The organism is Microcystis sp. M083S1 (genome assembly GCF_020246405.1).
GTDB classification, from domain to species: Bacteria; Cyanobacteriota; Cyanobacteriia; order Cyanobacteriales; family Microcystaceae; genus Microcystis; species Microcystis aeruginosa_C.
Genome location: NZ_JADBTB010000117.1, coordinates 1 through 19,361, shown reverse-complemented (window position 1 = coordinate 19,361; position 19,361 = coordinate 1). Strand labels below are relative to the sequence as shown.

At 43.5% G+C, this 19,361-nt stretch carries 20 protein-coding genes, 1 tRNA gene and 1 pseudogene; 12 read left to right on the top strand and 10 right to left on the bottom strand.

Annotated elements, in window-relative coordinates:
• Both IM450_RS12275 and IM450_RS12270 read right to left on the bottom strand, forming a co-directional pair.
• Positions 1 to 265: hypothetical protein (locus IM450_RS12275; protein WP_287671270.1), on the bottom strand; the 265-nt coding region annotated here is incomplete at its 3' end.
• A 225-nt stretch (positions 266 to 490) separates the two neighbouring features.
• Positions 491 to 928, bottom strand: a complete 438-nt coding sequence (locus IM450_RS12270; protein ID WP_287671268.1) for a hypothetical protein — start codon at positions 926 to 928, stop codon at positions 491 to 493.
• Positions 929 to 1,167: 239 nt separating this feature from the next.
• Here IM450_RS12270 and IM450_RS12265 point away from each other — a divergent pair, with 239 nt between their 5' ends.
• Both IM450_RS12265 and IM450_RS12260 read left to right on the top strand, forming a co-directional pair.
• Positions 1,168 to 1,452 carry a type II toxin-antitoxin system Phd/YefM family antitoxin gene (locus IM450_RS12265; protein ID WP_002763754.1) on the top strand — a complete coding sequence of 95 codons (285 nt, stop codon included), beginning with the start codon at positions 1,168 to 1,170 and terminating at the stop codon, positions 1,450 to 1,452.
• Positions 1,442 to 1,765, top strand: coding sequence for a Txe/YoeB family addiction module toxin (locus IM450_RS12260; RefSeq protein WP_287671266.1), 324 nt, complete (start codon positions 1,442 to 1,444; stop codon positions 1,763 to 1,765). The genes IM450_RS12265 and IM450_RS12260 overlap by 11 nt, the downstream gene beginning before the upstream one ends.
• Before the next feature lie 162 nt (positions 1,766 to 1,927).
• Here the strand turns inward: IM450_RS12260 and asnS are convergent, their stop codons facing one another.
• Positions 1,928 to 3,292, bottom strand: a complete 1,365-nt coding sequence (gene asnS, locus IM450_RS12255; RefSeq protein ID WP_287671264.1) for an asparagine--tRNA ligase — start codon at positions 3,290 to 3,292, stop codon at positions 1,928 to 1,930.
• Between the two features lie 201 nt (positions 3,293 to 3,493).
• Between asnS and IM450_RS12250 the strand changes: the two genes are divergently transcribed.
• Positions 3,494 to 3,889 (top strand): NINE protein, encoded by a 396-nt coding sequence (locus tag IM450_RS12250; protein WP_004268834.1) that lies wholly within the window; start codon positions 3,494 to 3,496, stop codon positions 3,887 to 3,889.
• Complete coding sequence (locus tag IM450_RS12245; protein WP_287671261.1) at positions 3,889 to 4,419, top strand: ComEA family DNA-binding protein; 531 nt, start codon at positions 3,889 to 3,891, stop codon at positions 4,417 to 4,419. Before IM450_RS12250 ends, IM450_RS12245 begins: the two co-directional genes overlap by 1 nt.
• 212 nt (positions 4,420 to 4,631) lie before the next feature.
• On the opposite strand, the gene gyrA is transcribed toward IM450_RS12245, so the two are convergent.
• Complete coding sequence (gene gyrA, locus IM450_RS12240; protein ID WP_287671259.1) at positions 4,632 to 7,184, bottom strand: DNA gyrase subunit A; 2,553 nt, start codon at positions 7,182 to 7,184, stop codon at positions 4,632 to 4,634.
• Positions 7,185 to 7,550: 366 nt separating this feature from the next.
• Between gyrA and IM450_RS12235 the strand changes: the two genes are divergently transcribed.
• Together IM450_RS12235 and IM450_RS12230 are read left to right on the top strand one after the other, a co-directional pair.
• Positions 7,551 to 8,075, top strand: a complete 525-nt coding sequence (locus IM450_RS12235) for a hypothetical protein (RefSeq protein ID WP_287671257.1) — start codon at positions 7,551 to 7,553, stop codon at positions 8,073 to 8,075.
• Positions 8,075 to 8,887, top strand: a complete 813-nt coding sequence (locus tag IM450_RS12230; RefSeq protein ID WP_287671255.1) for an urease accessory protein UreD — start codon at positions 8,075 to 8,077, stop codon at positions 8,885 to 8,887. Before IM450_RS12235 ends, IM450_RS12230 begins: the two co-directional genes overlap by 1 nt.
• A gap of 21 nt (positions 8,888 to 8,908) precedes the next feature.
• Here IM450_RS12230 and ispE read toward each other — a convergent pair whose 3' ends face one another.
• Together ispE and rsmA are read right to left on the bottom strand one after the other, a co-directional pair.
• On the bottom strand, positions 8,909 to 9,850 hold the full coding sequence (ispE, locus tag IM450_RS12225; protein WP_287671253.1) for a 4-(cytidine 5'-diphospho)-2-C-methyl-D-erythritol kinase: 942 nt from the start codon (positions 9,848 to 9,850) through the stop codon (positions 8,909 to 8,911).
• A 17-nt stretch (positions 9,851 to 9,867) separates the two neighbouring features.
• Entirely contained in the window at positions 9,868 to 10,674 is an 807-nt protein-coding gene (gene rsmA, locus IM450_RS12220) for a 16S rRNA (adenine(1518)-N(6)/adenine(1519)-N(6))-dimethyltransferase RsmA (RefSeq protein ID WP_287671251.1), read from the bottom strand.
• 124 nt (positions 10,675 to 10,798) lie between these two features.
• Here rsmA and crcB (IM450_RS12215) point away from each other — a divergent pair, with 124 nt between their 5' ends.
• From crcB (IM450_RS12215) to IM450_RS12205, 3 genes are all read left to right on the top strand, one after another.
• Complete coding sequence (gene crcB, locus IM450_RS12215; protein WP_287671247.1) at positions 10,799 to 11,188, top strand: fluoride efflux transporter CrcB; 390 nt, start codon at positions 10,799 to 10,801, stop codon at positions 11,186 to 11,188.
• A 191-nt stretch (positions 11,189 to 11,379) separates the two neighbouring features.
• Positions 11,380 to 11,784 carry a fluoride efflux transporter CrcB gene (crcB, locus tag IM450_RS12210; RefSeq protein WP_287671245.1) on the top strand — a complete coding sequence of 135 codons (405 nt, stop codon included), beginning with the start codon at positions 11,380 to 11,382 and terminating at the stop codon, positions 11,782 to 11,784.
• A 503-nt stretch (positions 11,785 to 12,287) separates the two neighbouring features.
• Positions 12,288 to 14,822: a glycogen/starch/alpha-glucan phosphorylase gene (locus tag IM450_RS12205; protein WP_287671242.1), complete on the top strand. Its 2,535-nt coding sequence runs from the start codon at positions 12,288 to 12,290 to the stop codon at positions 14,820 to 14,822.
• An 85-nt stretch (positions 14,823 to 14,907) separates the two neighbouring features.
• On the opposite strand, the gene IM450_RS12200 is transcribed toward IM450_RS12205, so the two are convergent.
• Positions 14,908 to 14,981: transfer RNA gene (locus IM450_RS12200), tRNA-Asp, on the bottom strand.
• Between the two features lie 356 nt (positions 14,982 to 15,337).
• Here IM450_RS12200 and IM450_RS12195 point away from each other — a divergent pair.
• Both IM450_RS12195 and IM450_RS12190 read left to right on the top strand, forming a co-directional pair.
• Positions 15,338 to 15,553, top strand: a complete 216-nt coding sequence (locus IM450_RS12195) for a hypothetical protein (RefSeq protein ID WP_002737387.1) — start codon at positions 15,338 to 15,340, stop codon at positions 15,551 to 15,553.
• A gap of 23 nt (positions 15,554 to 15,576) precedes the next feature.
• Entirely contained in the window at positions 15,577 to 16,089 is a 513-nt protein-coding gene (locus IM450_RS12190) for a TolB family protein (protein ID WP_287671239.1), read from the top strand.
• Between the two features lie 7 nt (positions 16,090 to 16,096).
• Here IM450_RS12190 and IM450_RS12185 read toward each other — a convergent pair whose 3' ends face one another.
• Positions 16,097 to 17,440 carry a DUF3370 domain-containing protein gene (locus IM450_RS12185; protein WP_287671237.1) on the bottom strand — a complete coding sequence of 448 codons (1,344 nt, stop codon included), beginning with the start codon at positions 17,438 to 17,440 and terminating at the stop codon, positions 16,097 to 16,099.
• Positions 17,441 to 17,861: 421 nt separating this feature from the next.
• Between IM450_RS12185 and moaA the strand changes: the two genes are divergently transcribed.
• Positions 17,862 to 18,857, top strand: a complete 996-nt coding sequence (moaA, locus tag IM450_RS12180; protein WP_287671235.1) for a GTP 3',8-cyclase MoaA — start codon at positions 17,862 to 17,864, stop codon at positions 18,855 to 18,857.
• Between the two features lie 4 nt (positions 18,858 to 18,861).
• Here moaA and IM450_RS12175 read toward each other — a convergent pair whose 3' ends face one another.
• Both IM450_RS12175 and IM450_RS12170 read right to left on the bottom strand, forming a co-directional pair.
• Positions 18,862 to 19,047, bottom strand: a complete 186-nt coding sequence (locus tag IM450_RS12175; protein WP_287671233.1) for a PCP reductase family protein — start codon at positions 19,045 to 19,047, stop codon at positions 18,862 to 18,864.
• A 101-nt stretch (positions 19,048 to 19,148) separates the two neighbouring features.
• Positions 19,149 to 19,361 (bottom strand): annotated as a pseudogene (locus IM450_RS12170) (Uma2 family endonuclease); the annotation flags it as partial.

Here is a 19,361-nt window from a genome sequence, read left to right as displayed (position 1 = left end):
AATCCGGGGCCAGTTCAAGACGTAACTGTTTCCATAAACTAATTCCTTCTTGTTTAAAATCCATTTCAGCTTGCTGATTAGGAAAATCTGATAAAGGTGGATAGTCTTGATTTAAAGTCTTATCGTAAGTATCCTGCCATGGGTTTAAACGCTGAATAGTTGCTTGACTTAATGGCAATTCTTCAGGAGCAATGTTATCAATTTCATCTACTCCCCAAAGTGGGTAACTTCCATAATCTGCCCAAAGTTTGATTCTGATTGCCATAACTATCATTCCTGAATAAGTTTATTAATTAATCGAGCCGTAGGTTGGGTTGAGCTATCATTATTGCTCAGGTATTACCAATCGGCTCAAAAGGCGAAACCCAACAAACATTGTGAAAATATTCCAGGAAGTTGTTGGGTTTCCTTGCGTCAACCCAACCTACGAATCTCAATGCTGCTGCCACAGGAAAAATCTTCAGGTAGAACCTGAGAACGAGGTAATATATTACCTCCATTCAACTGAGAAACCAGAACCTACTAATCGCAGATAAACGATTCTTCCGGGCAAATTTCCTTTAAAGAGAATTTTTCCGTTAATGGGGACTCTAGAAGGCATATCTCTCATATATACTAGATCACGACCTATTCCTCCAATACGGCCCTCCGATCCCGTCAATTGCTTGCCAGTAGAATCAATGATGATAGAGTCTTTGGGATAAAAAGTAAGATCTCTGACTTCCCCTAAGTTTGCAACCATAAAAGTACAAACTACAGAATTATTGTCTTTATTACAATTCTGAATCTCGAAAGCAAAACCATTGCTTACAACTCTCGAATTACGGGCTTGAGCAATATCATCGTGATTCTGATAGAAGTTAGAAGATAAAGCTATAGTTAAGGCTAAAATTGGTAGCCATCTGAAAAATCCTTTTTTCATCACCATTCGCTACTCAGTACATAAGTGTTCGCCCCCTCGCAGCCAGGTTAAGCAACAGCCCAACCCAACGCCAAAGGCGGATAGCAAAACAATACACATTCCCCCCCCCACAACTGTATTAAAAGATACAATTTAATAAATCTTTACATTTCTCTCCCTAACTAGCGATCGATATTTTGGGGTTTTTGGGGAGTTCAAGAGCTTGAAATTGTACAATAAGGTTGTACAAGTCTCCCCTAAAAATCATGTTAAGCAAAGAAACCACCTACTCTCAGGCGAGAATGAATTTAGCGAGTCTCTTAGATCAGGTGTGTGACGAATCTCAAATTATCGTCATTAAGCGTCGCAATCAGAAAAATGTGGCCTTAATTGCTGAAGATGAGCTTTCCAGTTTATTAGAGTGTGTTTATTTACTGCGATCGCCAGAAAATGCCCAACGCTTATTTCGCTCTTTAGCATGGACCCAGACAGAAGATGCAACTCCTCAAACATTAGCTGAATTGAAAGAGGAGTTAGGAATTGAGTCCTAAAAGAGAAAATAAGCCAGATAAACCTCAAAACAATCCTATTCATGATTATTTGCCCGTTTTTAGTCCTGATTTCAAAGCAGATTTAGCTTGGTGGTATCGGAACGAACCGAAAAAAGGCGATAAAATCTTAGACTTAGTAGCAGATATTTTGGATGGCGATCCGTTTACAGGATTGGGTAAACCCGAACCTCTTAAGTATATTGCTGCCGACACTTGGTCACGACGGATCGATTTAGAGCATCGTTTGGTTTATAAAGTCACAGGAAATAAGGTTTATTTTTTACAAGCTCGCTATCATTATCAATCAGGCTAAACTCAGACAAACCCATTAAGAACTGTTACAGGAGAAAGGGGACAAAGAACGTAGAGGGGGACAGTGAAACAACAAACATTTTCTACTCCAAGTCTGTAGCCTAAGCTACAATTTAATAAATATCTACATTCCTCCTTTCTCCCGTCGATCCTAGACATAATTCTAAAAGTCGGCACTTAAAGGGGTACGGGGGAAAGGAATCACATCGCGAATATTGGTCATTCCCGTCATGAATTGTACCAGACGCTCGAATCCTAAACCAAAACCAGCGTGGGGAACGGAACCGTAGCGACGCAGATCTAAATACCACCACAAATCATCGGGATTCATTCCCTGTTCCTGCATTCTTTGGATTAATACATCTAATCGTTCTTCCCGTTGGGAACCGCCGATAATTTCGCCGATCTTGGGCGCTAAAATATCCATAGCGGAAACGGTTTTATTATTGTCATCTAGACGCATATAAAAAGCTTTGATTGTCTTGGGATAATTAGTGACAATCACGGGTTTTTTAAATAGTTCCTCCGCTAGATAACGTTCGTGTTCTGACTGTAAATCTAAGCCCCATTCTACCGGAAACTCGAACTGACGATCAGCTTTTTCTAATAACTCGATCGCTTCGCTGTAGGTAATCCTGCCAAACTCACTATTAACGATATTCTCGGCCGTACTTAACACCGTTTTATCGATACGTTCGTTAAAAAACTGCAAATCTTCGGGACAATTTTCTAAGACGAATTTAAAGATATATTTCAGAAAAGCTTCTGCTAAATCCTGATCCCCTTCCAGATCACAAAAAGCCATTTCCGGTTCCACCATCCAAAACTCGGCCAGATGACGGGAAGTATTAGAATTTTCAGCGCGAAAAGTCGGGCCAAAAGTGTAAACATTAGATAAAGCCATGGCCATTACTTCCGCTTGTAATTGTCCACTGACGGTTAAATAGGCCCGTTTACCAAAGAAATCCTCGGCAAAATTGGCGGGTTTTTTTAAATCTAAACTGGTGACAGTAAATAATTCCCCCGCACCTTCGCAGTCGTTAGCGGTAATAATGGGAGTATGTACCCAAATAAAGCTCTTTTCTTGGAAAAAAGTGTGGATAGCGGTAGCGCAAGCGTTTCTAACCCGCATTACTGCTCCTAGGGTGTTGGTTCTTGCTCGCAGATGGGCAATGGTTCTCAGAAATTCAAAGGAATGACGTTTTTTTTGTAGGGGATAATCCGCAGGACAGTCACCATAAAGGGTGATTTCGGCCGCTTTTAACTCGATATTTTGCCCTTTACCCGGGGAAGGAACCAAATTTCCCGAAACAGCGATCGCCGCTCCTGTACTAATTGCTTTTAGTACATTTTCATAATCGGGTAAAGTCGGTTCGAGGATAACTTGTAAGTTGGCCAGGGATGAGCCATCATTAACTTCCAGGAAAGTAAATTCTTTTAATTCTCGTTTTGTTCTCACCCAACCCTGCACGGTGACGGATTGATCCGGTTGTCCTGTCTGAAAGATTTCCTTGATTCTGCTAGTCATTGCTTATCCCTATGTTAAGTGGCTGAGTGGAATTAAATATAAGATGAACGTAGGTTGGGTTGAAGCATGAAACCCAACGCCAGATTATGTTACGCTACCGCTAACCCATCCTACAAATAATTGTGTCTCCCTACTTAGAACCAAAGAGTATTTTAGGATAGAAGGTTCAGATCAGGCTAAAATCAATCTCGAACAGGTCTCATGCTTCTGGTGGAAAAATTATTAAGTAAGCCCAAAAGCCGTAAATTAGCGATTTTTTTGGCTTTTATCGGCAGCATTCTCGCTTTACCCTTTCCTATCGCCGGTATTCATAAATTCTATCTCGGTCAACCTCTCTGGGGAATTATTTATCTTCTCCTTTGGCAAACTCCGATTCCCCGGGTGGCTTGCGCGATCGATGCGGTGTGGTATTTAATCCAAGATAACCAATTTTTCGCTAACTATTTTCCCACTGCCACCACTGCTGCCACTGTCCCCAGTTTAGAGCCTAAACAAGTAGAGGCGATCGGGGCAGCTTTAAGGGAATTAGAGCGCCTCCGGCAAGAAGGATTAATTTCTGAGTACGAATTTGAAGAAAAACGGCGACAACTACTATAATGACACCGCAAAACTGGTTAGGGCGCACTTTTAACCCTTTAAAAGCCAAAATTAGCAATGATCCCTATTATCGCTTCCGTTCCCTTGATGAGATCGCTATGGCGGCACAATTGGGCATTAAAATTAATGTCAGTCAAGCGGGTGTGGATGATTGGCTGCGATTGCCAGGGATATCCATCCATCAAGCGCGAATGTTGGTGGAATTGTTGGGTATGGGGGTAGAATTGCTTTGTCTTGAAGATCTAGCCGCTGCTTTGAGTGTTCCTGTGGCTAGATTGAAAGCTTGGCAACCGATTCTAGAATTTGCCTATTATAGCCGGGAAAGTCACCTCGCACCCCCTAAAATCAATCCTAACACCGCTTCGATCGAGCAGTTAACCACCCTGCCCCTGATCGGCAATAATTTGGCAGCTGCCATTATTAAAAATAGAGAAGAACAGGGATTATTTAAGAATATTGTGGATTTTAAAGGGCGTTTATCCCTAGACGCTCAGGAAATCTCCCAATTAATGCACTTTTTTCAGTTTTAATCCCAAATACTCAGGAAAGGAGACAGGAGATAGGAGTCAGGAGTCAGGAGTCAGGAGACAGGAGACAGGATTCAGGAGTCAGGAGTCAGGAGTCAGAAGATTATTTTTATTTATTCTTCCCACTTCATAATTCATAATTCATAATTCATAATTCCCACACCCTACACCCCACACCCCACTCCCCACTCCCCAATTCCCACTTCCCAGCAAATCTAACTGTCTTCAGATTCCTCCGCATCACTAGGGGGAACTAGGGCGACAGCAGCGATCGCATCGTCCTCATCAAGTTTTTGTACCCGGATGCCTCCGGCCGATCGCGATTGGGGAGTAATAGCATCGACGGATTGACGGATGATAATGCCCCGTTCGGTGATAATCATAAATTCCTCGTGGGGGTTAACAACGTGCAGAGCCGCTAATTTATCGTTCTTTTTGCGGAATTTAATCACTCTGACTCCTAATCCCGCCCGATTTTGCAGACGTAGGAGGGTAACGGGAACCCGTTTTCCTAGTCCTGCCATGGTAATCGCTAACACCCAGGGGCCATTATTAGCCACTTCGGGGTTAATTTCTTCGCTTTCGTCCTCGGTTTCTTCTTCGTTAGATTCAGCGATTTGGGCGACAATTTGACTAGGCAGGATGTCCATACTAATTAATTCGTCACCTGAGCGCAATTTCATCGATTTTACGCCTTTAGTTGCCCTTCCCAAGGAGCGCAATTGTTGACTATCGGCCTTAAAATGAATGGCCATCCCCTGACGAGAACCGATAATGACGCTATCTTCCTCTTTAGCCAAGCGAACCCAACGTAGTTGATCACCGTCTTCGAGAGAAATGGCGATTAAACCGTTCGATCGAATATTACTAAAGGCAGCGAGGGCGGTTTTCTTGATAAATCCCTTTTGTGTGAGCATAATCAGGTAATTATCCTCGCTGAACTCGCTGACTGCCACCACCGAGGTAATTTTCTCCCCTTTGGGAATCTCTAACAGTTGCACGATGGGAACGCCGCGAGCGGTACGCGAACCGGTGGGGATATGATAGGCATTGAGACTATAGACAACCCCGCGATCGGTGAAAAAGAGGACGCTATCGTGATCGCGGCAGGTGATAAAGTGATCGATGCCGTCGTCTTCTTTCATTTTTGCGCCAGCTTTGCCCCTTGTTGCCCGATTTTGGGACTCAAAGGTATTAACGGGCATTCTTTTGATGTAACCCTGTTCGGTGACGAGAATTAAGGCCTGTTCGTTGGCAATCAGGTCAGTTTCGGCGATTTCTCCTTCCCGTTGTTCAATATGAGTGCGACGGGGGGTAGAGTGAATCGTTTTGATCTGTTGCAGTTCTTCCTCGATAATGCTGTCGATGCGTTCTTTTCTGGCTAAAATATCCTGAAGATCGCCGATTTTTGTCAGTAATTCCCCGTGTTCTTGCTGAATTTTCTCCGATTCTAGGGCGGTTAACCGTCGCAGCTGCATTTGTAGGATTGCGTCCGCTTGCACCTCTGAAAGACCAAAATTCTGCACTAATCCCTCTTTTGCACTAGCTGTGTCGGCAGCACTGCGAATCAGGGCAATGACTGCATCGAGACTAGCGAGGGCAATTAGTAAACCCTGAAGGAGATGATCTCTTTCCTCGGCCTTGCGGAGTTCATAACGGGTACGACGGGTGATAACTTCTAGGCGAAAATCGAGGAAAACCCGGAGAAACTCCCTTAAAGTCAGTAATCTCGGTTCGTTATCGACTAATGCCAACATATTCGCCCCAAAATTGGACTGGAGGGGCGTTTGTTTATAAAGATTGTTGAGGACGACGCGGGGATAGGCATCCCGTTTCAGTTCGATCACCACCCGGATGCCGTCGCGATCGCTTTCGTCCCGCACATCGGAAATACCGTCTATTTTGCGATCATTGACCAAATCGGCGATTTTTTCGATTAATGCCGCTTTATTGGTTTGATAGGGCAGTTCGGTGATAATAATAGCATCTCGATCGGGTCTTCCCCTTTGTTCGATGGTTTCAAAGGAGGCGACTCCCCGCAGGGTAATAGAACCCCGGCCGGTGGTGTAAGCTTCCTGAATACCGTCTCTGCCAAGGATATGCCCCCCGGTGGGAAAGTCTGGCCCCGGGATATAACGCTGTAATTCTGTATCGGTGAGATCGGGGTTATGGATGAGGGCAACGGTTCCATCGATAATCTCGGCCAGGTTGTGGGGGGGGATATTGGTGGCCATACCGACGGCGATGCCGGATGAGCCATTAATTAGCAGTTGCGGGACTCTAGAGGGTAAAACCACGGGTTCCTGTTGGGAACCATCGAAGTTATCGGCAAAATCGACGGTTTCTGACTCTATATCCTGTAGTAGGGCGTTGGTGGCCAGGGTGTGCAGACGACACTCGGTATAACGCATGGCCGCCGGGGGATCGTTATCGATCGATCCGAAGTTACCATGACCGTTAATCAGGGGATCGCGCATGGAGAAATCCTGGGCCATGCGGACGAGAGCATCGTAAACAGCAGTATCCCCGTGGGGGTGGTATTTTCCTAATACTTCCCCGACGACTCTAGCGCATTTCCGGAAGGGGCGATCGGGGGTTAATCCTAGTTCGTACATCGCATAAAGAATGCGCCGGTGTACGGGTTTCAGTCCGTCCCTAGCGTCGGGCAAGGCTCGCCCAACGATGACGCTCATGGCGTATTCTAGGTAGGAACGGGACATTTCATTGCTTAAGTCTGTGGGGACGACATGATCCTGGGCGGCGGTCATAGGGGGGTTAACTCCAATAACAAGGCAAAAAAAGCGTTTTTGTGAGTAAATTCGCTAAAAATCGGGCTTTTACCCTTTTGATGTGCAGAATATGCCCATTTGTACGACTATTTTACCATAAAATCTCTCTTTTTTGGGGTTTAGAATAGTGTCAAGTTAGCAGCGATCACAACAGGAAAAAGCAAATGGTGAAGACTACTTTTAGCAGTTTTTCCCTCGATAATTAGGATAAAATAAAAATGCGATCGAGAGTTAATATTATGGACTGATCGGCAGCTCGAGAATCGATGATAATTGAGATTAATGATCCCTTAACTCCAGCGAAGACTATTAACCTGATTTTCCCAGCGCAAAAATTCCCCCAAAATGCTTACTCCTCTCCTCTGGCAAAGTGCCAATCCCCACCCCGATAGTCTGGATAATTTCCAAATTATTAGCCAATGGTGGCAAGATTTAAATCTTAAGGAAGTCTTCTGGCAACAGCGTTTAATTACCGATACTGGCTCTCTGGAAGATATTAATTGGGAGCAGCAAGGTTTTGATGAAAAATTTAGCATTCAAATGCCCCAAATTCGGGGGATTACCCTCTATTGGCATAAATCTACTTTTGCTGACGAAAGAAGCATGACACCTAAACAATTAATTTTAGATCGGGAACAGGAGCGATTATACATTTATCCCCAATCCCAACCTAGTTTAGTTATTCGGGTGACAAAACCCCATCTGGTTTATCAAAAATTCGAGCTAAAAAATCCTCTTCTGGTCGGCAAAAAAGCGGAAAGTGAATATATTTTACTGATCAGGGATAAAGAACAGCAAATAGAAGTTAAAATTAATCTCAGTCCCGAAAATTATCGGCAATTTTTAGAAACCATGACCGAGGAGCAATAATGTGGCAGGGAAACCTAGAACTAATTTACAAGCAAAAAAATCTCGCAACCGAGATTAATCACGTCTATGCTACCGCCCCTTTAAAAGTACAAAGACCTTTTTATCCCGAAGGAAAAAACCTTTGTCATACGGTGATTTTACACACGGCGGGGGGAATAGTTGGCGGTGATGTTCTGCAACAAAAAATTCATCTCCAAGCCGCTACTAATGCCCTGATTACCACTGCTTCTGCTGGAAAAGTTTACCAGAGTAACGGTCAGATAGCTCAACAATTAATCGAGATTAAAATCGATGACAATGCTGGTTTAGAATGGCTACCCCAAGAAACAATTATCTTTAATGGTGCGGTATTTCGCCAACATTTACGAGTGGATTTAGGGGAAAATAGCAGTTGGTTGGGATGGGAAATTACCCGTTTTGGTCGCAGTGCGAGAGGGGAGAAATTTTTAGCGGGAGAATGGCATTCTAATTGGGAAATTTGGCGATCGGGACAACCTTTATGGATTGATCGATCCTTCCTGTTGGGTGGTAAAATGATCGAGGGATTTTCCGGTTTAAATGATAGCGCCCTGATCGGTACTTTAGTTTATATCGGTCAACCAGTGGGCAGAAATTTAATCGAGAAAGTGAGAGATTTTTCCCTAGAAGGAGAGATGGGAGTTACTAGCACTTTAGGAGATGGTCTTTTATGTCGTTATCGGGGTAATTCTAGCGGTGAAGTGCGACAATGGTTTCAGCAGGTTTGGCAAATTTTAAGGCTAGAAATGAGCGATCGAGAGGCAATTATTCCGCGAGTTTGGTTATCGTGGTAAAGGCGGTCAATTTTAATTTTTTCAAGTCACTTGAATGCCTGTATCGGTGATTGGAGCTATCCAAAATTGTAGATCGGGAGCGACGAGAATTTCCCGGGCCTCTTTAACGATAGTTTCCGCCACTTCCTGAGATGAACAGAGAGTAAAAACCGTCGGGCCAGAGCCTGACATCATCGTTCCCAAGCCGCCTAAATCCCCTAGAACCTGTCTTAACTCGGCTACGAGGGGAAATTCGGTTAAAACCACCTTTTCGAGGTCATTGTGGATAAATTTGCCGATAGCGGCTGGTTTTTTCTGGGCGATCGCTTGTACCAAAGCCCCAGAACTCACCTGCTGACGACGGTGATGAAATTCCTCTGGAGAAGACAGATAGGTATCCTGAAATTTTTGCCGATAGCTTTGGTAGGCCCAGGGTGTAGAAACGGATAAATGATCGTATTTAGCTAAAATGACCCATAATCCGGTCAGAGGAGCGATCGGATCGAGAATTTCTCCCCTTCCCGTACAGATAACGGTTCCTCCTGTCACACAAAAGGAAGTATCGGACCCCAATCTTGCCGCTAAAGTTTCTAATTCCGGACGGGTTAAGCCTAATTCCCAGATTAAATCGATGCCAACTAACACCGCCGCCGCGTTGGTGGAACCCCCCGCTAAACCAGCAGCCAAGGGAATATATTTCTCGATGGTGATATCGATGCCGCCGTAATTGGCAAAGATGCGGGGGAATTCCCTCGCCATCAAAGTGGCGGCGCGATGGGCGAGATTACTGCTATCTTGGGGGACGAGGGGATGAGAGCAAAAGAGGCGGAATTCCTGCAATCCGTTCGGCCGGAGAGTGATGCGATCGCATAATCCCACCGTCTGCATCACCATGACTAACTCGTGGAAACCATCAGGGCGATCGCCAACGATTTCTAGATATAAGTTAATTTTAGCGGGGGCTAGAAGGGTATAACTGTGCATTTGTCAAGAAAAAAAATCTAAAATTTTGGCAATTGACCTAATTTTTCCGCCAAGTCAATCCATTGCGATAAACTGAGATCTTCGGCGCGAGCGAGGGGATTAATTTCTAATTGTGTCAGGATTTGGCTTAATCGATCGCTATCCAGACAATTTTTTAGATTATTGCGTAACATTTTGCGCCGGTTGGCAAAACCCCAGCTAATTAAAGTGGATAAAAAGGCAGCATTACTGACATTATTCGGCAAAACACGGGGCAAAAGCTGAATTACCGCCGAATCCACCCGGGGAGAGGGGGAAAAGGCCCGCCGGGGTACGTCACAAATCCATTGACAATCGGCAAGGTATTGAATGCGGACGCTGAGAGCGCTGTAAGCTTTGGTGGAGGGGACAGCGACTAATCTTTCGGCGACTTCTTTTTGTACTAAGAGGGTAATACTCTGATAAGGGGGGGTGAAGGGATGGGCGATCGAACCGAGCAGCTTTTCCAGGATCGGACCGGTGATATTATAGGGAATATTAGCCACTACTTTATTAACTGGCGGCAGTTGCTCCAGTTTAAGGCTAAGAAAGTCGCCCGGGATGAGATGAAAGTTATCTTGTTGGCCAAATTTTTTATTTAAAATTGTCCATAGATCTCGATCAATTTCTACAGCGACAACCAATTGAGCGCCATCGAGAAGACGACGGGTTAAAATGCCTGTACCCGGGCCGATTTCTAATACCCGATCCTCTGATTGTAAATTAGCAGCGTCGATGATGCGATCAAGTATCGATTCATCTTTTAACCAATGTTGTCCAAAACGTTTACGCGGTTGAATTTTCATACCTCTATTTTAAAATCAGAGGGTTGTCCTCGACAATAACACCCCTGAAAATATGGGTCATGCGATCGATAACCGCATCAATTATCATAGAGCCTAGGCAAAGATAGCAAAAAAATTAGAGACAATGTCAGATTTGAACGATGTTTTCGCAATTGTAGCAGGAGCGGTTCCGGGGGCGTTATCTCGTTATCACATTACCGAATGGACAAAAGCAAAATTCGGCTTGCGCTTTCCATCTGGAACCTTTATTATTAATTTAACTGGCTGTCTAGCTATCGGTTTCTTTTTGGCTATTTTACCCAGTTTTTCCTTTTATTCCCACCAACTAGATTTAATGGTTAGAACGGGATTTTTAGGAGCTTATACCACCTTTTCTACCTATAGTTTAGATACCCTGATACTCTGGCGCAATCAACAAAATTTTCTCAGTCTTTTTTTTGCCGTTGCTAGTATCATTTTCGGATTGATTGCCGTGAGAATTGGGGCAGCTATTGCCGAAGTTTTTCTAGGTTAAGTAGGTAGGCGTTAAAAACTATCAGATGCCCCCCTTATTAAGGGGGGACTCAGGGGAGATCCCCCCGCCTATCGGCACCCCCCTTATTAAGGGGGGCAGGGGGAATCGAACCTAAAATCCATTTTTAATTTAATTATAACCAGCTACTTAATTCTCCAATTTATTGACTATTGAAGGGCAGGAGAGACAGCATGAATTTTTTCAGGGGACGTTATAGTTTATCCGTGGCGATTGGGGCTATTTTTGGGGCTTTGAGTCGTTTTTATATTGCAAAATTAGTTGAAAGTCTTTTCGGTCAAGAATGGCAATTTTTGGGGACATTTTTTGTTAATCTTTCTGGCTGTTTAATTATTGCCTATATTTTTACTATGATTAGGGAAAATATTCGCATAATTGCCCCAGAATTAGGATTGATGATTGCCACGGGTTTTTGTGGTTCCTATACAACTTTTTCCACCTATAGTTTAGAGGTCAACAAGTTTTTAGAGCAGGGAAACTTAACTTTCGGTTTAATTTACTGGTTGGGCAGTGTTCTTGGGGGGATGATGGCACTTAAAATTGGAGTTATTTTAGCAAGAACAGGTTTTCCTAGATGAGTTATTAAATAGATTTTGCGTCTGATCCCCCCTGCCCCTAGGGTTGATTCATGGGGTTGATTCATGAATCAACCCTACTACCTTGATAAGGGGGGTGTCTGACAACTTTTAACACCTAACTACTTAAGCATCTCAGCACAGTTGAGACCATCTTTTTCCTTTCCTACTCAGTCTTAATAAGTAATATCTCCACTGGTTTGAAACCAACTGCCTTCGAGGAATCTTAGTAAATGGACTGTTTTGACATTTTCACGCCATCAAGGGGTATAGAGGGCGATTTTCCCAAGATTATCGCCCCGCTCAAACCCGTTCCACCCGTCACAAAAGCACCCATTGTTCAAACTTTCCCCTGTCTTCACTTTCTGTCGGTAATTGAAATTTAATCACTTTAACTCTGTCATTACTATACCTTAATCTTAGTCAAGATTTAAGCTTTTCTTGATATAATTTTGGGTCTGGTTATCTTAAACTAAGAGCAGCCAATCTTCAGTAAAAAAACTCCTATGGATCCATCTCCAGAGTCAACTTTTGTTTGTCCGATTATCATCGAAGACGACAGAACAGGATTAGACACAGAAACTATCCGACGGGCTTTAAGGGATAATTTACTCTATATTCAAGGTAAATTACCGGAATTAGCCAGCAAAAACGATCTTTACATGGCCCTGGCCTATACCATACGCGATCGTTTATTGCAGCGTTGGTTAACCACCCAACAAACCTATCTAAAAAAAGATGTCAGAACCGTTTGTTATCTCTCGGCCGAATTTTTAGTCGGTCCCCATTTAGCTAATAATTTAATTAATCTCGGTATCTACGAACAGGTTCAGAAAGCTGTCAGCGAATCGGGATTAAAACTAGAAGAATTAATTGCCCAGGAAGAAGAACCAGGGTTAGGAAATGGTGGTTTAGGTCGTTTAGCTGCCTGTTATCTTGATTCCCTTTCTACCCTAGAAATTCCGGCTATTGGTTACGGTATTCGCTACGAATTTGGTATCTTTGATCAAGAAATTCACGACGGTTGGCAGGTGGAAATAACCGATAAGTGGTTACAGTATGGAAATCCCTGGGAAATTGCCCGACCAGAATCATCGGTAGAGGTAAAATTTGGCGGTTATACCGAATCCTATACCGACGAAAATGGTAATTATCGCAGTCGTTGGATTCCCGATTATGTAGTCAAAGGAATTCCCTACGATACCCCAATTCTCGGCTATCGAGTTAACACCGCTAATACCATGCGTCTCTGGAAATCAGAAGCTTGTGAATCTTTTGATTTTGGTCGCTTTAATCGTGGCGATTATTATGGTGCGGTGGATAATAAAGTTCACTCGGAAAATATCAGTAAAGTTCTCTATCCTAACGATGAACCAATTCAAGGCAAAGAACTGCGTTTAGAACAGCAATATTTCTTTGTTTCCTGTTCCCTACAGGATATGATTCGTATTCACTTACATGAGAACCCCAGTCTCGATAATTTTCATCAAAAATGGTCAGTACAATTGAATGATACTCACCCTTCCGTCGGGGTAGCTGAGTTAATGCGCTTGTTAATTGATGTGCATCATTTCGATTGGGATAAAGCTTGGTTTATTACTCAAAATACCTTCGCCTATACTAATCATACTCTTTTGCCAGAAGCTTTAGAAAAATGGCCTTTGAGTATTTTTGGTCGTCTTTTCCCCCGATTAATGGAAATTATCTACGAAATTAACTATCGTTTCTTGGATAAAATTCGCATTATTTATCCCCATGATGACGGCAAAATATCCCGTTTGTCTATAATCGATGAAAGCGGCGAAAAATACGTCCGTATGGCTCACCTCGCCTGTGTGGGTTCCCAGGCAATTAATGGGGTGGCAGCCCTCCATACAGAATTACTTAAAAAAGATGTTCTGCGCGACTTCTATGAACTCTTTCCCGAAAAGTTTAGCAACAAAACCAATGGAGTTACTCCCCGGCGCTGGATAGTTTCTAGTAATCCCCGCTTAACTTTTGCGATTACCGAAAAAATCGGCGAAAATTGGATTAAACATCTGGAGGATTTACGCGGTTTAGAAAACTATGTGAATGATGGGGGATTTCGGGACTCTTGGCGACGAATTAAATACGATATTAAGGCAGATTTAGCCAATTATATCGATAAAAAAGTCGGCATTAAAGTTGATCCTAGTACCCTCTTTGATGTGCAGGTAAAACGCATTCATGAATATAAACGGCAACATCTCAACGTTTTACATATCGTTACTCTCTATCATCGCCTCAAAAATAATCCCAATCTCGATATTACCCCCCGTACCTTTATTTTTGGTGGTAAGGCAGCCCCGGGTTATTTTATGGCGAAATTAATCATTAAATTGATTAATTCTGTGGCAGAAGTGATCGACAATGATCCGACACTTGGAGGAATTTTAAAAGTGGTTTTCCTACCCGATTATAATGTCACCTTCGGTCAACGGGTTTATCCAGCTGCCGACTTGTCCGAACAAATTTCCACCGCCGGGAAAGAAGCTTCGGGAACTGGTAATATGAAATTCTCCATGAATGGGTCTTTAACTATCGGTACTCTCGATGGGGCAAATATCGAAATTCGTGAAGAGGTGGGGGCGGAAAATTTCTTCCTTTTTGGCTTGACAACCGAGGAGGTTTATGCTAAGAAAGCCGCTGGTTATAATCCCCAAGAATACTATTACCATAACGAAGAATTGCGGGCAGTATTAGACCTCATTGGTTCGGGATTTTTTAGCCGGGGTGATAGTAGTTTATTTCGTCCGCTTGTGGATAATCTTATCTACGATGATCCCTATATGTTACTGGCCGATTATCAATCCTATATCGACTGTCAGGAAGAAGTCGGTCGCGCCTATCAAGATCAAGAACATTGGAGTCGTTTAGCAATTCTTAATCTGGCCCGCATGGGAAAATTCTCTAGCGATCGATCGATTCGGGAATATTGCGAGGAAATCTGGCGGATACAACCGGTAAAGATTGAATTACCCGATTATATTCAAGCTAATGCTGGTTTATCGGTAAATTAGAACAAATCTAGGCAGTGGGATCCTGTTCATTTATCTTACTGCCCACAGGTTAACTAGCCCCGGGTGACTCTAACCTAAATTTCTACGGGATTGACGGGGCTCGAACCCGCAACTTCCGCCGTGACAGGGCGGTGCTCTAACCAATTGAACTACAATCCCATTTTTGCGACAATTCTAATTGTAGCTTCATCATTATGGTTATGTCAAGCACCTCCAGGAAAATTTTTTTGAGGGGGAGGGAATTATGAATTATGAATGATGAATTATGAAGTGGGGAGAGGAGGAATTATGAATTGGGGAGTGGGGGGAGACCACTGCGAGCCGTTGCGGGGGGAGAGGGGAGTGGGGAGAATAAATAAAAATAATCTCCAGCCTCCTGCCGACCGCCTGATCTCAACAAGCAATTTAAATTACGAACAGCTTATCAATCCTGAATTAAAGCCAAAAAATCCCCAATTAGGGACCGGACCCTCTTTACAATGGGATTGTAATTAAGCTTGTTGGGAGCCTGAGCTATGACTAACCCGAATTCGATCGAACAGCTATCGCAGGAATTACTCGATCTAGACCAAGTAGATGCCGATACCGGGGCAGATTTGCGGCAAAAAGCCCAAGAAATCCTCGCTGAAACCAGTATTGACCTGCCGATTCGAGAAGCGATCGCCGATAGTCTCAGTCAAGGCAATCAACTACTGACCCTCAAAACCGTCGGCAAGGAAGAAAGTTACTAGCACATTTGGGGTCAAAAGTCAAGATGAAAGAAAAATTTTTTTTTGTCTGGCTGGGGCGGTTTTTGGCCTCTTTTGGGCTGTTATCGGGGATAAGTGGCTGTAATTCCCCTCTTTTGATCACTCCTCAAGTTCCCACCGGTGGTTTAAATAGTTTTGCTCCCGATCAATTTCCCAGTTATAGTGCTGATGGTCGCTATTTAGCCTTCGCTTCCGATCGCTCCGGTCGTCGTAGTATATATTTATTCGATCTGCAAGAAAAGCGCCTAGTTAATCTTCCTAACCTAAATCGTGGCGATTCTAGCCAAGATCAGCCATCTTTAAATGCTGACGGTCGTTTAATTGCCTATATCTCCAGCGAACGCGGTAAAAGTGATGTTATGGTTTATGATCGTTCCAGATCCCGTGCAACCCTGTTAACCGCTAACCTGCGGGGAAGCGTCCGCAATCCCACTATTAGCGGTGATGGTCGCCAAATTGCCTTTGAAACCAACCAAGACGGTCAATGGAATATTGCGATCGTTAACGGCCAATTTTAAACTTGTTCTACTCGGTCTTAATCGTTAAAACCTGTGGAGGAGTGGCATCTGGTGGATATAAAAAATTTACCTGTACTACACGCCAATCCCCCGGAGGAATAGTCAGACTCACTAAAGATTGCCCCTCTTGTCCGCGTCTTTGGACGAGATGGAAAAATCTGCTTTGTGCCTGTCCCTGGTCATCGCTATAATTGACGGCTACTGTTCCCCGAAAAAACACTTGTGGGGCAGCCGGATCGAGAAAACGCAAACCCTGCCCGATAATATCCTCTTTAATCGGTGTTTCTAGCGCAATAGTCACCGTTTTCGCCTCATCACTCCCATTAAATAGAGGTAAACTTAACCTATATTCCACACCGTAATTACCATGAGCTTGATAGGCCGTATCGGGATAGCGAACTAACATACTAGCACTTTGATTTTGTTCCGTTCCCAATTTGCCCCCGGGTAGGGTACTAATCCCATAGGCTATAGATTGACCAGAATCAGGAATATTTAACCATAAAGAAGCTCGATCGACCAATCGGGCAGGCCAGGCTGAACCTTGGGACACCCCCGCTACCCGTCCATAAATTATCTGTCCTTGACTATGGGGAGGAGTGGGCGCTCGATCGCGCGGAGTCGATAAATCGCCTTTTTCCAGCAAATTTTGCCATTCTGTCAGATTTGGGGGTCTTTCCTGCCCATTTTCGTCTAGGGATGCATAAAGAGCTAAACTAGCAGCGTAGAGAAGACCGTCACTTTCCAGACGGAGATAAGTAGACCTCCCGTTTAAGGGTGGAGTCAAATCGCGCACGGGAATCGCCGCATTTAAGACCATAAAACTCTCCCCCGCCGGAATAATAATCCTATCGGGAAAAATATCCTGACGCTGCCCCATTAAAATATCCCCCATTACCCGACTTCCTGGACCTGCAAAAACTGTCCCCTGATTATTTTCCACTTGTGCAGGTAAATCGATAAAAGCTGCATCCGGTTGACTCAAATAACTGGCCCCTTGCAGAATTTTAACGGTGACGGGATTAGGACTGGGATTGTGGAGTAATATACCCAGATAAAGGGTGCGTAAATTATCGGGAAAACTCCCCCTCGCTACATGGTGGGCAAAAATATCAAAGCGTCCCTGAAAAGCATAATTTAAATGGGCCGAGGGGAAACTTTTCTCTTGGGGGGGAAAAGTCGAAAGCAAAATCCCTTCTCCTAGCAATAATTCGGGACTATTGCTGTTAAAAACGGGAACTTGATCTAGTTGATTCGGCAAAGGACGCACCTGCGCCGGTCGAATTATTTCTACAATAGGAGGAGTTTGGGCAATGGGTAGTAAAAAAGGTAACATCACACAAATTACCATCTCAAGATAATTATTTTTTGATCATAGCATTACTGGCTCGCTCCATTTAGATAGTATTCTGTTTGTCCATATCTAGAGGATTGTTTAATATTTCTTTGGGGTGTTAGCCGACCTTTTTAGTTAAGTAGTTGGTTATAATTAAATTAAAAATCGATTTTGCCTTTAATCCCCCCTTGATAAGGTAGGGTTGATTCATGAATCAACCCTACCCTTGATAAGGGGGGTGTCTGATAATTTTTAACGCCTACCTACTTAAGTACAATCAAGAAAAATTATCAAATTTACCAATCGTTATTTGCCCTTGCCATTGAGCAAATCTATTGTCATCATAGACTAAAATCTAGATGTAGCCGATGTCTAGATATCGATCGAGCCAGAATTGTTATGATAAATTCATGAAGTTTTATAACAGTATTTGCCCGTGAACAGGAACCAAATTGACTATCTCAGGATTAGTTTAATCGATCGCTGTAACTTTCGCTGTCAGTATTGTCTGCCTGAAGATGCAGAATTGGCCTATGTTCGAGCGCAAGACTTACTCACCCGGGAGGAAATTCTTACTTTAGTCAAAAATGTCTTTATTCCCCTCGGTTTCCGCAAATTTCGCCTTACTGGTGGGGAACCTCTCTTACATCCCGAAGTAGTGGAGATTGTGCGCGATATCGCCTCTTTATCTGCCACTAGCGATTTAGCCTTGACCACTAATGGCTATTTACTTGACAATTTAGCCGAAATGTTGTATGAAGCCGGACTAAGAAGGATTAATATCAGTTTGGACTCCCTCGACCCCGACACTTTTGATAAAATTATCGGTAATCGCGGCCGGAGTCGTTGGCAAAAAACTTGGGCAGGTATTCAAGCAGCCCAGAGAGTGGGTTTTGACCCCTTAAAATTGAATGTGGTGGTGATTCCGGGGATAAATGAGGCAGAAGTGGAAGATTTAGCGGCTTTGACCATCGATAAGCGTTGGCACGTCCGTTTTATCGAGTTTATGCCCATCGGTAACGGTGATTTATTTCAAGAAAAAGCTTGGATTGCGAGCGAGGAATTAAGGGGGCGAATTCGGGCAAAATGGGGCTTAAATGAGGGTCAAGTGCGGGGAAATGGTCCGGCCGATGTTTTTCAAATTCCGGGGGCTAAGGGTACAATTGGCTTTATTAGTCAGATGTCGGAATGTTTTTGTGATCGCTGTAACCGCCTACGTCTTTCGGCCGATGGTTGGTTGCGTCCCTGTCTCCTCAACGAAACCGGACAAATTGACCTAAAAACTGCCCTCCGTCAGGGAATTTCGCCGGTAGAAATCAGGGAAAGAGTGCGGGAATTAATAGAACTGAAGGCAGAAATAAACTTTAAACTGCGTGATTCCGGCACATCAAGTGGCATTTATACCCGTACTATGTCGCAAATTGGCGGCTAAAAATCTACTGTCCGAATTCTATTCTAGCCTGTTCTACCATTTCCACGGTAACTCGATCGGAACCAGCATGACGAGCTAATTCTTCTGTCCTTTGACGCGCTTGGGAACGAACAAAGTAGGGAATATTTTTCAGTTTTGCCTTGGCTTCTGCGGTCCATTGTAGTTGATCGGAAAAATCTAGAGCTTCCATAGATTTAACATATAGTAGTCCGTCTATTATACCAAAAAAGATTAGCTATTTTGAGATAATGAGTTTCTTGATAGCGACTCTTTTTGACCTTTCTTTTAATTTTAGGTTTCTACTAGGTCGAAATTTACTCTTTGATATAAATCTTGAAAAGAAATCTGCCAATCTACCGACAGCAATTGTAAAACCGCATTTTCCCCCGTGACGAAATCAATTAACCATTGATCATCCTTTTGTTTATAGTAACGTTCCACACTATAACTAGATTGTTCGATCAGAATATATTCCTGAAAAGTTGGCAAGGAACGATAGAATTT

Coding starts and splice junctions, on each gene's coding strand:
- IM450_RS12270 (WP_287671268.1), bottom strand. CDS start 928: ATGGTGATGAAAAAAGGATTTTTCAGATGGCTACCAATTTTAGCCTTA.
- IM450_RS12205 (WP_287671242.1), top strand. CDS start 12,288: ATGGATCCATCTCCAGAGTCAACTTTTGTTTGTCCGATTATCATCGAA.
- IM450_RS12250 (WP_004268834.1), top strand. CDS start 3,494: ATGCTTCTGGTGGAAAAATTATTAAGTAAGCCCAAAAGCCGTAAATTA.
- IM450_RS12265 (WP_002763754.1), top strand. CDS start 1,168: ATGTTAAGCAAAGAAACCACCTACTCTCAGGCGAGAATGAATTTAGCG.
- IM450_RS12190 (WP_287671239.1), top strand. CDS start 15,577: ATGAAAGAAAAATTTTTTTTTGTCTGGCTGGGGCGGTTTTTGGCCTCT.
- ispE (WP_287671253.1), bottom strand. CDS start 9,850: ATGCACAGTTATACCCTTCTAGCCCCCGCTAAAATTAACTTATATCTA.
- gyrA (WP_287671259.1), bottom strand. CDS start 7,184: ATGACCGCCGCCCAGGATCATGTCGTCCCCACAGACTTAAGCAATGAA.
- IM450_RS12195 (WP_002737387.1), top strand. CDS start 15,338: ATGACTAACCCGAATTCGATCGAACAGCTATCGCAGGAATTACTCGAT.
- rsmA (WP_287671251.1), bottom strand. CDS start 10,674: ATGAAAATTCAACCGCGTAAACGTTTTGGACAACATTGGTTAAAAGAT.
- IM450_RS12230 (WP_287671255.1), top strand. CDS start 8,075: ATGTGGCAGGGAAACCTAGAACTAATTTACAAGCAAAAAAATCTCGCA.
- IM450_RS12185 (WP_287671237.1), bottom strand. CDS start 17,440: ATGGTAATTTGTGTGATGTTACCTTTTTTACTACCCATTGCCCAAACT.
- IM450_RS12245 (WP_287671261.1), top strand. CDS start 3,889: ATGACACCGCAAAACTGGTTAGGGCGCACTTTTAACCCTTTAAAAGCC.
- IM450_RS12235 (WP_287671257.1), top strand. CDS start 7,551: ATGCTTACTCCTCTCCTCTGGCAAAGTGCCAATCCCCACCCCGATAGT.
- crcB (WP_287671247.1), top strand. CDS start 10,799: ATGTCAGATTTGAACGATGTTTTCGCAATTGTAGCAGGAGCGGTTCCG.
- IM450_RS12175 (WP_287671233.1), bottom strand. CDS start 19,047: ATGGAAGCTCTAGATTTTTCCGATCAACTACAATGGACCGCAGAAGCC.
- asnS (WP_287671264.1), bottom strand. CDS start 3,292: ATGACTAGCAGAATCAAGGAAATCTTTCAGACAGGACAACCGGATCAA.
- crcB (WP_287671245.1), top strand. CDS start 11,380: ATGAATTTTTTCAGGGGACGTTATAGTTTATCCGTGGCGATTGGGGCT.